This window comes from Sessilibacter sp. MAH3, from assembly GCF_054658275.1.
Genome location: NZ_BAAGIE010000008.1, coordinates 58,135 through 71,487, shown reverse-complemented (window position 1 = coordinate 71,487; position 13,353 = coordinate 58,135). Strand labels below are relative to the sequence as shown.

14 protein-coding genes are annotated in these 13,353 nt (G+C 44.7%); 9 read left to right on the top strand and 5 right to left on the bottom strand.

Annotation, left to right across the window (positions count from 1 at the left end):
• Positions 1–80: 80 nt before the first annotated feature.
• From kdsC to ACYQ2C_RS06810, 3 genes are all read right to left on the bottom strand, one after another.
• Complete coding sequence (kdsC, locus tag ACYQ2C_RS06820; RefSeq protein ID WP_460101043.1) at positions 81–632, bottom strand: 3-deoxy-manno-octulosonate-8-phosphatase KdsC; 552 nt, start codon at positions 630–632, stop codon at positions 81–83.
• A 57-nt stretch (positions 633–689) separates the two neighbouring features.
• Entirely contained in the window at positions 690–1,661 is a 972-nt protein-coding gene (locus ACYQ2C_RS06815; RefSeq protein ID WP_460101045.1) for a KpsF/GutQ family sugar-phosphate isomerase, read from the bottom strand.
• 131 nt (positions 1,662–1,792) lie between these two features.
• The gene (locus tag ACYQ2C_RS06810) at positions 1,793–2,767 is read right to left on the bottom strand and encodes a calcium/sodium antiporter (RefSeq protein WP_460051285.1); all 975 of its coding nucleotides are present in this window, start codon (positions 2,765–2,767) and stop codon (positions 1,793–1,795) included.
• 237 nt (positions 2,768–3,004) lie between these two features.
• On the opposite strand from ACYQ2C_RS06810, the gene ACYQ2C_RS06805 reads away from it, so the two are divergent.
• The 5 genes from ACYQ2C_RS06805 to hisD all read left to right on the top strand — a co-directional run bounded on the left by ACYQ2C_RS06805 (position 3,005) and on the right by hisD (position 7,703).
• The gene (locus ACYQ2C_RS06805; protein WP_460101048.1) at positions 3,005–3,712 is read left to right on the top strand and encodes an MlaC/ttg2D family ABC transporter substrate-binding protein; all 708 of its coding nucleotides are present in this window, start codon (positions 3,005–3,007) and stop codon (positions 3,710–3,712) included.
• A 366-nt stretch (positions 3,713–4,078) separates the two neighbouring features.
• Complete coding sequence (locus ACYQ2C_RS06800) at positions 4,079–4,324, top strand: BolA family protein (protein WP_460051281.1); 246 nt, start codon at positions 4,079–4,081, stop codon at positions 4,322–4,324.
• A gap of 33 nt (positions 4,325–4,357) precedes the next feature.
• On the top strand, positions 4,358–5,620 hold the full coding sequence (murA, locus tag ACYQ2C_RS06795) for a UDP-N-acetylglucosamine 1-carboxyvinyltransferase (protein ID WP_460051279.1): 1,263 nt from the start codon (positions 4,358–4,360) through the stop codon (positions 5,618–5,620).
• Between the two features lie 75 nt (positions 5,621–5,695).
• The gene (hisG, locus tag ACYQ2C_RS06790) at positions 5,696–6,334 is read left to right on the top strand and encodes an ATP phosphoribosyltransferase (protein WP_460051277.1); all 639 of its coding nucleotides are present in this window, start codon (positions 5,696–5,698) and stop codon (positions 6,332–6,334) included.
• 58 nt (positions 6,335–6,392) lie between these two features.
• Complete coding sequence (gene hisD, locus ACYQ2C_RS06785; RefSeq protein ID WP_460101052.1) at positions 6,393–7,703, top strand: histidinol dehydrogenase; 1,311 nt, start codon at positions 6,393–6,395, stop codon at positions 7,701–7,703.
• Positions 7,704–7,741: 38 nt separating this feature from the next.
• Here hisD and ACYQ2C_RS06780 read toward each other — a convergent pair whose 3' ends face one another.
• Both ACYQ2C_RS06780 and ACYQ2C_RS06775 read right to left on the bottom strand, forming a co-directional pair.
• Positions 7,742–8,890 (bottom strand): S1C family serine protease, encoded by a 1,149-nt coding sequence (locus ACYQ2C_RS06780; protein WP_460101056.1) that lies wholly within the window; start codon positions 8,888–8,890, stop codon positions 7,742–7,744.
• Positions 8,891–9,200: 310 nt separating this feature from the next.
• Positions 9,201–9,701, bottom strand: a complete 501-nt coding sequence (locus tag ACYQ2C_RS06775) for a Z-ring associated ZapG family protein (protein ID WP_460051271.1) — start codon at positions 9,699–9,701, stop codon at positions 9,201–9,203.
• A gap of 390 nt (positions 9,702–10,091) precedes the next feature.
• Here ACYQ2C_RS06775 and zapE point away from each other — a divergent pair, with 390 nt between their 5' ends.
• From zapE to petA, 4 genes are all read left to right on the top strand, one after another.
• Positions 10,092–11,207: a cell division protein ZapE gene (gene zapE / locus ACYQ2C_RS06770; protein ID WP_460101060.1), complete on the top strand. Its 1,116-nt coding sequence runs from the start codon at positions 10,092–10,094 to the stop codon at positions 11,205–11,207.
• A gap of 419 nt (positions 11,208–11,626) precedes the next feature.
• Positions 11,627–12,055 (top strand): 50S ribosomal protein L13, encoded by a 429-nt coding sequence (rplM, locus tag ACYQ2C_RS06765; RefSeq protein WP_460051267.1) that lies wholly within the window; start codon positions 11,627–11,629, stop codon positions 12,053–12,055.
• Between the two features lie 12 nt (positions 12,056–12,067).
• Positions 12,068–12,460 (top strand): 30S ribosomal protein S9, encoded by a 393-nt coding sequence (gene rpsI, locus ACYQ2C_RS06760; RefSeq protein WP_460051265.1) that lies wholly within the window; start codon positions 12,068–12,070, stop codon positions 12,458–12,460.
• 297 nt (positions 12,461–12,757) lie between these two features.
• A complete protein-coding gene (gene petA, locus ACYQ2C_RS06755; protein ID WP_460051263.1) occupies positions 12,758–13,351 on the top strand; it encodes a ubiquinol-cytochrome c reductase iron-sulfur subunit in 594 nt (197 codons plus the stop codon).
• The last annotated feature ends 2 nt before the right edge of the window (positions 13,352–13,353 follow it).

The window sequence follows — 13,353 nt, the reverse complement described above, 5'->3', positions numbered from 1 at the left end:
GCTACTGTGGATAACTTTAAGCGAGTGGGCGTTATTGCATGTTGCTAATGACTGGAAACTGTTGGTTTACAAACTCTACCTTACTGGAGATAAGGACTTAATGCAGCATCAAAAGTGCCTTGCACCTGCATAATAAGATCGCAAGTTTCTCTAACCGCGCCTTCGCCACCATTACGAGTTGTTTGCCAGTGCGCATGTTCAACCATGACGGGTAAAGCATTTGCCACGGTTACCGCAAAACCTACCTTAGTCATAACGGTTAAGTCTGGGTAATCATCGCCAATAAATGCAATTTGGTTGAGTGCAAAATTATGTTCAGCCAGTATTTCTTTTAGTGCGGTGTACTTGTCTTCTCTGCCTTGAACTAAAATTTCGATGCCGAGATCTCTGGCTCGTTTTTCAACCAAAGCACTTTTACGTCCCGTTATAATGCCAACCTTAACACCCGATTTTTGCAAGATTTTTATACCGTGACCATCTAGCGTGTTAAATGCTTTGTATTCGTTACCATCGTTACCGAAATACAGTTTGCCATCGGTTAAAACGCCGTCTACGTCTAGAAGCAATAGTTTTATTTGTTGGATATTTTCTTTTAATTTTGTCGACAATTCTTTCAGGCAGGTAGAGGTCATAATTACTTTAGCTATTGAGTTAACGGTGGCGCGATTAGGCAGTTCAACTTTGGTTATTCAAATCACGCCCGCGCGTAATATGTCGTGCAAGTGCAGAATTCCAACCAGTTTTTGATGTTCGTCAGAGACAATTACCGCGGTAATTTTTCGGGTTTCCATAAGGTATAACGCTTCGGCAGCCAACATATTTGGCGAAACCGTTTGCGGTTTAGGCGTCATGACTTGGCTCATCACCGCCGTTGATAAATTGGTGCCGAGATCAACATGTCTGCGTAAATCGCCGTCGGTAAATACTCCGCAAAGAGCACCTTCGGTATCTGCAACGGTGGTAATGCCGAGACCTTTTTCAGTCATAACAACAAGGGCTTGTGTTACTGGTGTGGTTGTTAATACCACGGGAATTTCGTCGCCTTTGTGCATGATGTTTTCAACCTTGAGCAAAAGCTTGCGACCGAGTGCGCCACCGGGATGAGAAAAGGCAAAGTCTTCGGCGCTGAATCCTCTCGCCTCTAGTAACGCAACCGCCAGTGCATCGCCCATCACTAGGGTTACCGTGGTGCTGGAGGTTGGCGCTAAATCTAGAGGACAGGCTTCTGTCTCAACGGAAATATCTAAATGAGCATCAGCGGCGGTTGCCAGAGGCGACTCTGGATTTCCCGTCATGCTGATTAGGGGTATATCCATGCGTTTAAATAACGGCAGGAGTGTTAATACCTCAGCGGATTTGCCGGAGTTGGATATAGCAATGACAACGTCTGTTGGTGTGATCATTCCCAAATCACCGTGGCTTGCTTCGCCAGGGTGAACAAAGAATGCTGGTGTGCCTGTGCTGGCGAGAGTTGCTGCAATTTTGCGACCTATGTGGCCTGATTTTCCCATGCCTGTCACAATAACTCGACCTTGTACAGATAGGATTAATTCACACGCTTTTTCGAAGCTATCATCAATGCGGGCTTCGAGTTTTGCGACAGCTTCGCATTCCATTCTGACGGTTCTTTTTCCGGCATCAACAAGTGAAGTGGGTGACATGGAAAATAATTCTCTCTTTTTTAAAACTTAAAAACTCAACAATCACTAACAACGAAAAATGGATTTCACTGCGTTGTGATCTAGAACTCTTTAATTAAACCAGGATGGTTTAACCGAGAGTCTCTGTAATGTTATACGGTAAATAAGGAAACGCAGTAGGTGACATAAGCGGCTAATAGCAATGCGCCAATGATTCGACCGAGTTTTCCAGAGCCGTGTTTTTTGGACGCAATGGCATAGTCAATGATCAGCACTACCGCTAAAAATACCGTGATGGCTGCCATGGCTAAATAATCGCGATTGAATACCTCGGCATCCATACTTAACGGACCCAAAATTCCGGGTACAGACATAACCGCGAGAATGTTAAATATATTTGAGCCAACCACGTTGCCAAGCGCAATGTCGTGGTGACCTCTGATGGCGCTCATTACCGATGCAGCCAATTCTGGCAAGCTGGTGCCAATAGCGACGATGGTTAAACCAATAATTAGCGGGCTAACACCAAAATGTGTGGCTGCGGTGGTGGCTCCCCAAACTAAAACCTCTGAACTGCCAATCAATAATGCTAGGCCAATGACAAACCACATAATTGCTTTGCTGTTCGGCATAGATTCAATTTCAGTTTCTTCTTCCTCGGGAGAATGATGATTTTTTTTGCTAATGATCATCCAGCTGATCAGAGGCACGACCGTTGCGGCCAATATGATGCCTTCATAGACTTCGAGTTTTGCGTCGAACAGGAACAGACCCGCAAGCGCAGTCACCACCAGAAGAATGGGCAGTTCTTGCGTTAAAATATGTCTGAAAATAGGTATGGGTGAAATCAAAGCGGTTGCCGCGAGTACCATTCCGATGTTGGCTAGGTTAGAACCCAGCGCGTTGCCAATGGCAAGTTGCCCTTCATCTTTTAACGACGCGCTAACAGAAACAACAATTTCTGGTGCTGATGTACCCAAGGAGACAATAGTTAAACCAATGACTAATTTGGATAAACCTAGATTTTCGGCGAAAGCCGCGCTTCCTTCTACAAATCGATCCGCGCTCCATACAAGCCCCACAAAGCCGAGTAAAATGGCTCCCCAGGCAATCCAAATATCAGGCATTTTTTAATCCTTGTTCATGAAAACGCAATTTAGCGCAACCTTTTCGTAGAGTTTGTGGTCAGATTAGGCGAAATGGTCGGCAATGGTATAGTCTCATTCAGTCTTTGTCACTTTGAGCACCGATTTATACGATTGTTCGCACGGTGCTAAGTCGTTATCATCACGGCGTATTGAACTTGGGCTCATAGCAAATGACTTGCTCGGCGTATCAAGGTTCGCATGGGAGTATTTTTAACAATGAATAAATTAAATTTTAAACCTCTTTTTTTAGCTTCTGCCTTGGTTTTAAGCGCGGGCTCATGTTATGTCTTTGCGCAAGAGAACGCTGCGGATGCATCTGTGAAAATCGATAGCGCGGAAGCTGTAGACAAAGCTTCCACGGTGAATCTTTCAATTGCACATGATGCCGATGAAGTAAGTGCGCACGACGTGGTTAAGTCGGTGACTGAATCGGTATTAGCAATGATTCATAAATCTCAAAATGATCCACAATACGATCAGGCAACCCTGTCCAGTCAGCTTGATGCTTTGTTAACCGAGGTGGTGGATTTTAATTTTATCGCTCTGAACGTCATGGGTGTTGATAACGCTCGATCTATTTCGCGTGAAGAGTTCGACCGTTTTGCATCTGTATTTAAGCAAAATTTGATCAGTACCTATGCGAAAGGTATGACCAGCTTTTCAGACTTCAATGTTGAGGTGATCCCGCCAGAGAACAGTATTGAAGGTCAGCGCAATGTCACGGTTCGCCAAAAAGTGGAGGCTCCTACCGGTACGAGTCTGGTTACTTACACCATGGCTGTGAATAAATCCGGCCAGTGGGTATTGCGGAACATGAACATCAATGGCATCAATCTTGGTGTTACTTTTAGGGATCAATTTAGAGTCGCCCTAAAACAAAATGATGGCGATGTAAAAAAAGTCATCGATAACTGGGACGTCTAGTCATCGCTGATTTTCTGTTCTGTGCAAAGTGGGAATTAGCCACTTTGCACAGAGTTATTAAGGTTTCTCTCCTGCAAATTTCTCTTCGTATTATTGTCGTTTGATTTCACGTTCTATTCATGTTGTCTCTCTTTTAACTCTAATTGTCTGGCGTGTTTACGTTTGTGCCGAGAAATCTCTGTAACATACTGTGGTTGAGAGTATGCTGGAGATTGGAGTTTTATCTTAGAAATTAAATCGAATTTGGGTGAATTTAGAGTCTGTCTTCTTTAGAATAGCGGGCCTTTTTCGCCAAGAAGCGGTTAGATTGTGAGCTGGCGTGGCTAGCTCACTCCAATTAACAAATTTGTAGCAAAAGTGAACACAATGATTCAAGCCGAAGAAATTAAGCAGAAGTTAGAGCAGGGCATTGATCAAGCAGAAGCCGTAGTTGAAGTATCTGGTTCTAATGTTAATGCCGTTATCGTCAGTCCAGCCTTTGCGGGCTTAAACCCAGTGAAAAAGCAGCAATTGGTTTACGGTGTGTTAGACGAGTATTTCAAATCCGGCAGCATTCATGCCCTCAATATGAAGACCTTCACGCCTGATCAATGGCAAGCACAAAACTCGTAGTTTTCGATCCTCTATTTACGTTGGCAACTCTCTATGGATAAGTTAATCATCAAAGGCGGCAGCTCGCTCAATGGTGAAATTCGAATTTCTGGTTCGAAAAACTCAGCACTACCGATTCTGGCAGCTACTTTGTTGGCCGATGAACCGATGCATGTGGGCAATTTACCGCACCTACACGACGTAACGACAATGCTTGCTTTGCTGCGTTGCATGGGTGTTGGGGTAACCATTGATGAGAAACTGACGGTAGAGGTTGATAACAGCACCATCACCGACTTTACCGCACCTTATGAATTGGTTCGTACCATGCGAGCGTCGATTTTGGTGTTAGGGCCAATGTTGAGCCGCTTTGGTCAGGCCAATGTTTCCTTCCCTGGTGGTTGTGCGATCGGAAGCCGTCCGGTTGACATCCATTTGCGTGGCCTTGAAGCCATGGGTGCAACCATTGAGGTTGACCAAGGTTACATTCGCGCTCGTTGCAATGGCCGGTTAAAAGGTATTCACTTTTTCATGGACATAGTAACTGTTGGTGGAACCGAAAATCTTATGATGGCGGCTACCTTGGCCGAAGGCACCACCATTCTTGAAAACGCCGCCCGCGAGCCCGAAGTTGTTGATTTGGCCAAGTGTTTGGTCGCAATGGGCGCGCAAATTGAAGGTATCGGTACGGATACTTTAGTTATTACCGGCGTTGACAGTCTCAAAGGTTGTCATTTTGATGTTATGCCCGACCGCATAGAGACTGGCACCTATTTAGTGGCGGCAGCGGCTAGTCGCGGCCGTGTAAAACTTAAAGATACCAATGAAAAAATTCTTGAGTCCGTTTTGCTAAAGCTTGAAGAGGCTGGCGCCAGTATCAGTTGTGGCGATAACTGGATTGAATTGGACATGAAAGGTAATCGTCCAAAAGCGGTAAGCTTAAGAACGGCCCCATATCCAGCATTTCCAACCGATATGCAGGCACAATTTTTAGCAATGAATACCATCGCTGAAGGTGTTGGCTCGGTTACAGAAACGATCTTTGAAAACCGACTGATTCAGATCCACGAATTGAATCGAATGGGCGCGAATATTCGTTTAGAGGGAAATACCGCCATTGTTACCGGTGTAGAATCCTTAAAAGCTGCTCCGGTTATGGCTTCTGATTTGCGCGCATCGGCGAGTCTAGTGATTGCCGGCATGATTGCCGAAGGCGAGACGTTGGTAGATCGTATTTACCACATTGATCGTGGTTATGAATGTATTGAAGAAAAACTGCAATTGCTGGGCGCTAATATTCGCAGGGTGCCGGGTTAGGCATCTGCTTAATAATTCGCCTCGGCGAAATCCAATCATTCCCAGTTTTTTCTGGCAAAGCATTAAAAAAGTACCATGACAGAGTTAACCATAGCCCTTACCAAAGGGCGAATTTTAGAAGAAACCTTGCCATTGCTGGCGGCCGCTGATTTATATCCCCTTGAAGATATTGAAAAAAGTCGCAAATTAACCTTTGAAAGCAATCAGCCAGGTGTACGTTTTGTTGTGTTACGAGGCGTAGATGTTACCACTTATGTTGAATTTGGCGCCGCTGATATTGGCGTTTCTGGTAAGGATATGCTGCTAGAGCATGGTGGCAATGGTATTTATGAACCTCTCGATTTAGGCATTGCTCGTTGTCAGTTGATGACGGCAGGTATTAAGGGTCGTGAGACGCCAAAAGGTCGCATTAAGGTCGCAACTAAGTTTGTGAACGTCGCAAAAAAATACTACGCAGAAAAAGCTCAGCAGGTAGATATTATTAAGCTTTACGGTGCTATGGAGCTTGCGCCGATTATTGGTTTGGCCGATGAAATCGTAGATATTGTTGATACGGGTAATACACTTCGTGCTAATGGTTTAGAGCCCAGAGAGCACATTGCGGATATCAGCTCTCGGCTGATCGTTAATAAGGCTTCTATGAAAATGAAGCACGCAGCGATCAGTTCGATTATCGAAAAGGTTGCGTCTGCAGTTGCTTTGCGTGACAAATAATATGCCCCAGGATTAAAACCCACTTTCTTCTTAGTTGTATTTCTATAAAGAGTATGTGATGACACAAGATTTATTGATCAAAAAACTGAATTCTCAAGATGTTAACTTTCAAGCAGATCTAGACGCTCTGCTGCATGTGGACTTGGTTTCAGATCATGATGTAACTCGTGTTGTCGATGACATTATCGCCACCGTTCGCCGAGATGGTGATCAAGCTTTGGTTGCTTATACGCAAAAGTTTGATCGTTGGACGCCTGAAAATGCTTCCGATTTGGAAATCTCCAGACAGCAATTAGAAGAAGCATTGGCGCGAATTTCGGACGATGCGCGCAAGGCACTGCAACAAGCCGCAGATCGTGTAAAGCAATATCATAAACATCAAGCACAAAGTTCTTGGCAGTACACCGAAGCTGACGGAACCGTTCTTGGGCAAAAAATTACGCCCCTAGACACCGTGGGCGTCTATGTTCCTGGCGGTAAGGCAAGCTATCCTTCTTCAGTTTTAATGAATGTCATGCCTGCAAAAGTTGCAGGTGTTGAAAATGTCATCATGGTAGTTCCTACGCCAGACGGTGAGATCAGTGATCTTGTTTTGGCGGCGGCTGCTATTGCCGGAGTAGATCGGGTCTTTGCTATTGGTGGGGCTCAGGCTGTTGCAGCTTTGGCCTATGGTACCGAGCTTGTGCCCAAAGTTGATAAGATCGTTGGCCCAGGTAATGTGTTTGTGGCGTGCGCTAAGCGTGCTGTGTTTGGCCAGGTTGCTATTGATATGATTGCCGGCCCTTCAGAAATTCTTGTGGTGTGTGACGGCAAGACTGATCCCGACTGGATTGCAATGGATTTGTTCTCGCAGGCTGAGCACGATGAAATGGCGCAATCAATACTTATCTCTCCCGATGCAGATTTCTTGCTTCGAGTGGAGCAAAGCATCGAAAAACTGTTACCTACTCTAGATCGAAAAGAGATTGTAAAAACCTCTTTGCAATCGCGCGGTGCGCTGATTACTGTCTCTTCACTAGAAGAAGCAATTGAGATCACCAATCACATAGCCCCAGAGCACTTGGAGTTGTCGGTAGAAGATCCAGAGCAATGGTTGCCGAGTATTCGACATGCTGGCGCCATATTTATGGGGCGCTACACAGCAGAGGCTCTGGGTGATTATTGTGCGGGCCCTAACCATGTTCTGCCAACATCGGGTACGGCGCGTTTCTCTTCGCCTTTAGGCGTTTATGATTTTCAAAAGCGCAGCTCGATAATTTACTGCTCTGAACAGGGCGCCTCTGATTTAGGCAAGGTAGCTTCGGTTTTGGCCCGAGGTGAGTATTTAGAAGCTCATGCTAGATCGGCGGAATATCGCATTAAAAAATAATGCGGTTGCGGTCATATCCAGCTAACAGCGATTGAGTTTTAGCTGGATATGACCGGTTTCTCGGCAAGTAATGCCGACAGTCTGAAATGCTGGCCATTACGAATAAGATCTACAAGTACGGCTTCATTCGGTTTTTTACCGGCAATCTGATTCATCCCATTGCGGCCATTACCTACAGGCGCATCATCAATATGGGTAATGATGTCACCCGGTTTTAGGCCGGCAATATGCGCTGGTCCATTTTTATAAACTCCCACAACTACGACACCATTACCGCCTAAACCCATAGAGTCCGCAATTTGAGGGTTTAATGGTTGAGCTTCGATACCAAGCCAGCCTCGTATTACGCGACCGTTTTCAACAAGATTGCGCATCACTTGCATGGCTTGGTCTGCTGGAATAGCAAAACTGATCCCCACCGATGGGTTGCCGTCGTCAAGAATGGCGGTGTTAATACCGAGTAGTGCTCCGTTAACATCTACAAGTGCGCCGCCTGAATTGCCGGGATTGATCGCAGCATCCGTTTGGATGTAATTTTCATAGTTACTTAAATCTAACCCGTAGCGACCTGTGGCGCTGATGATTCCTTGAGTTACCGTCTGGCCAACGCCAAAAGGGTTGCCGATGGCCAGCACTACATCACCAATATTCGCTTTGGCAGGCTCTCCAAGTGTGGCTGGGGTGAGTCTGTCTAAATCAACTTTTAATACCGCAAGATCCGTTTCTGTATCGCGACCAACAACTTCGGCCAAGGCCTCTCGACCATCGTGAACCAATACGACAATTTCCACGGCATCATCAATGACATGGTTATTGGTAAGAATGTAGCCGTCATCACTAACAATCACGCCTGAACCCAACGCGGATTGAAGTCTGCGCTGCATTAGGTTGTTTGCATTGTTGAAATAATGTCGGAAAAGAGGGTCGTCAATAAAAGGATAACGGCGTTTACTTGGGAGTTTTCTGGCGTAAATATTAACAACCGATGGTGCAGCAGTTTTTACGGCAAATGAGTAAGATGCTGGGCCGCTCCATCCTTCATAAGGATTAGCGGCGCTAACAACTCTATTGAGCTTATCGTTGTCCGAGTCGGTTTTAGTAAGCGAAGGCGACGCGAAAATCGCAATGGCAGCAGCGAGTAGGCCTGTAAAGGCGGGCCATATGAGATAGTCGATAATTTTTTTCATTGCGCTTTTAGCATTACCTGGTTGCGTAGTCGGCGTTTACCGATGAAAACAATCTGTAAGTAGCTTATCTAACGGTATAAACCACTATATCACAGAGCAGAGCGAGTTTATTTTCGTCTACTCTGTAGATCTTTCTAGTATAGAAAAATCTGGTTAACCAAGAGTTTCTGGTGACACGAGTTGTGCCGCTAATCCCAAGAACAGTAAGTGACTGAAATTGTTAAGAAACTGGAAATCGCGTTGTCAATTTCTTCTCTTTGATTTAAGCATGGCGGAGTTGATCAGAGCTGCCAACAAGTATCTTGAGCGATCAGATTTTGCTTGTTTTTTGATCGATGATTTCGCCTTCTTTATCCGATAGAGTTGAGTCGATCTCCGATGAGGATTCAAGTCCAAATGATTCACTGAGAGTGCCATTATTAGGCGCCCAGTCTCGTGGTGGCTGAACCTGTGTCTCGTCGGCTAAAAGGTCACGATGATGGTCTGACTGAGCCCATTGCTTTGATGCACTATCGAGTAAATCTCTGCCAATATCGGCGTTGGCAAGTTTAATCGCGCCAGCTGCCAAATGCTCGTGTACATCTTTGTAGTTTTCAGTGAGCTTGTTAACTAATACAGAGGTTTCTTTGAAGTGTTCGGTAACGTCATTTTGAAACTGTTTTAATTGCTCTTCGGCTTGGTTGGCACGAGCTTCCATGGCTCGGAAGCCTTTTTTATCAGTGCTAAAGAGTCTGCCCGCGAAGTATCCAGCAACACCTCCAAGAACCAAGCAAACGATACTGACAATAATTAAGACGGATAGAGAATACACATGAAGCTCCTGCAGGTTTAAAATCGTTCAGCTAAGCGCTGAAAACTTCTTTCGTAGAGTTAATTCTACGCGAAAAATAGACTTTGTAGGTTCGATGTAATCTGTCTACATGGGTGTATTAGATTACCATTGACTACCAAAGCCAGAAACGAATAAGGGTTTGCAAAGAAAGAAAAAACCGCGAATCGTTGTTTCAATCACAAATTTTACGCTCTTAATTGGTTCTGTTTAAAACAATAAATGAGCGCCAAAGAATATTTTCTAAATGGTGTTTGGAAAATACGCTTTGGTATAATCCATTTTCTAAAAATCCTTGTCGCCATTGTATGAGGTGATAGGTGAGGGCTTTCTCCTAATATTTCAATTAACAACAGATGTATGGTGTAGATAATGGAGAATACTCCTCTTGCTCGTTATCAGCGTGATTTAGAGCGTGATGATTTCAATTATGACCCTGCTCAAGAGATGGCGGTAAAGCATCTTCAAAATTTGCACGATCAGCTGATTCTTGCCATTGAGCAGGCTAATCCAAAGACTTCTTTGCTCAATAAATGGTTTAAAGCGAATCGCAAACCGGTCACTCCCGTTCGTGGTCTGTATTTTTGGGGCGGTGTTGGGCGAGGTAAAACCTATTTGATGGATAACTTTTTCGAAAGTCTTCCGTTTGATCAAAAAATGCGGGCGCATTTTCATCGCTTTATGCGGCGAGTGCATCAAGAACTTAAAACGCTTGATGGACAGAAAAATCCCCTAGAAATAGTCGCAGACAGAATTGCCTCTGAGGCCCGTGTTATATGTTTTGACGAGTTTTTTGTAACCGACATAACAGACGCAATGATCTTAGCTACCTTGTTGGACGGGTTATTCCGACGTGGTGTGAGTTTGGTGGCAACCTCCAATATTGTTCCTTCTGGTCTCTATAAAGACGGGCTTCAACGCGCGCGCTTTTTACCGGCTATTGCGTTATTGGAAGAGCATACGCAGGTTGTTAATGTTGATGGCGGTGTCGATTATCGGTTGAGAACACTTGAGCAGGCAGAGCTTTATTACACACCTTTAGGTGAGGCTGCGGACGAGAGCTTAAAGTCTAGCTTTGAACGTCTGGTACCAGAAAAGTCCGAGATCAGGGCAGATGTTCAAATAGAAATCGAAGGACGTATGCTCAATGCACTTATGGAAGCCGATGATATTGTTTGGTTTGAGTTTTCAGAGGTTTGTGAAGGGCCGAGATCTCAAAATGACTACATAGAAATTGCCAAGGAATTTCATGCGGTGCTTGTTTCTAATATTCCGCAAATGAATCGAGATTGCGACGATTCTGCTCGCCGATTTATTAATTTAGTGGATGAATTTTATGATCGCGGCGTAAAGCTTATCGTGTCTGCTGCGGTACCTTTGGCACAAATCTATGCAGGTGGAAGGCTAGAGTTTGAGTTTCAGCGTACCACCAGCCGCCTTTTAGAAATGCAAAGTTACGAATACCTAGCGCGCGAGCACCGTCCTTAATTGGGTGATGCGCTTAGCGGTCTTTAAGAGTTTTATTGGGTTAATTACTGCGGACAATTTTTAATGGTTATACGCTAATAATTAGCCTTCTGAACTTGTTATTTTATGCAGGAGGCCTTAGAATCCGCGCTCCTTTTTTCAAGTGCGCTGATAGAAACAAGTTATCAGAGTCAACAAGTTGGTTCTACGAAACAGTTTTAGTTAGTGCATGAATAAGCCACACAATTTTGAATTGAAATTTGTTTGGTTGGTGATTGTGTTGGAGTTATCTAACTCTATTACCTTTTTCAGGGCTCGAATTGAGCTTAGCCGTATTTGGCAATTGGATGTATGAACTCATCCGCATTTATTACCGCTGAGATGATTTTTCCAAATCTTGACTCAGCTTTAGTTTTTATACAGGTTATAGGCAAAACAACATGAAGACTATCAGTGCCAATCCTGCTACCGTAAAACGTGAATGGTACGTTGTGGACGCAGAAGGCAAAACTCTTGGCCGTATGGCTGCAGAAATCGCCAGTCGTTTGCGCGGTAAGCACAAGCCAGAATATACACCTCACGTTGATACCGGCGATTACATCGTTGTGATCAACGCAGAAAAAGTACATGTAACCGGTCGTAAAGCTACCGATAAAATGTACTACCACCACACTGGATACATCGGCGGTATTAAGTCGATCAGCTTTGATAAGTTGATAGAAAAAGCCCCTGAGCGCACCATTGAAATCGCAGTTAAAGGCATGTTGCCAAAAGGCCCATTAGGCCGCGCGATGTTCAAAAAGCTAAAAGTTTACGCTGGTACTGAGCATCCACACACTGCTCAGCAACCGCAAGAACTGAACATATAATTGGGGGAAATAATGGCTGCAACACAATACTACGGTACCGGACGCCGTAAAACCTCTACTGCTCGAGTATTCATTACTGAAGGCTCAGGCAACATTGTTATCAACGGTCGCACTCTAGACGATTACTTCGGACGTCAAGTAGCTCGTATGATCGTACGCCAGGCGCTTGAAGTTGCCGAGGCTGTTGATAAATTCGACATCAAAGTTACCGTTAAAGGTGGTGGTAGCTTCGGTCAAGCTGGTGCAATTCGTCACGGTTTAACTCGTGCATTAATGCAATACAACGAAGAATTGCGCAGACCGCTTCGCGACGCTGGTTTCGTTACCCGTGACGCTCGTGAAGTTGAACGTAAGAAAGTTGGTCTACGTAAAGCTCGTAAAAAGCCACAATTCTCAAAACGTTAATACAAAAGCCCGTTTTTGGTTGCTTGTTGTGGTTATCAAAAAGCTCGGGCACTTGCTCGGGCTTTTTTTTGGTTTGTAATCCAAGACGCCAACAACTTGCGAATCTAAATTGTTCTTGACCAATATCAATGATTTTGAGTTAGGAAGGCATGTGTATATAAGCTTATCTTGTCTCAAATTGGCAGGTTCTATACCATGTCGCGATTTACAATCATGCCTAATAATTCAAATTTTAAATCTTAGTGATTCACCCGGTTATCTGTAAGTAAAAGAGTACCTGGAATGGGAGAAAGCCTCATGAGTGAAGACGGTGTTAATACCGGACGGCGCAAGTTCTTAACAGCGGCGACCTCCGTAGTTGGTGCTGTAGGAGCAGTGGGTGCAGCAGTTCCTTTTGTTGGATCTTGGAATCCAAGTGCAAAAGCAAAAGCGGCTGGTGCGCCTGTAAAAGCAAATCTTGAAAAGCTTGAGCCTGGTCAGATGGTCACCCTAGAGTGGCGCGGAAAACCGGTTTATGTGGTTCGTAGAACCCCAGAGATTTTAGAAGGTATTCGAAAAATGGACGGTGAGGTCCGCGATCCGAATTCCGAAGTTCCTCAACAACCTGAGTACGTCAATAAAGAGTACCGCTCTATCAAAAATGAGTTCTTGGTATTGCTAGGTCTATGTACTCACCTTGGTTGTGCTCCTCTATTCCGTCCTGAAGTGGGCGCCGCTGATCTCGGTGGTGATAAATGGCAGGGTGGTTTCTTCTGTCCTTGTCATGGTTCTAAGTTTGATTTGGCCGGTCGCGTATTAAAAGGCGTTCCTGCTCCTATTAACTTAGAGGTTCCTCCTCATTCCTTTGAGGGAGATTACATTCTCACCGTAGGTGTTGATCAAGAGGCGTAAAC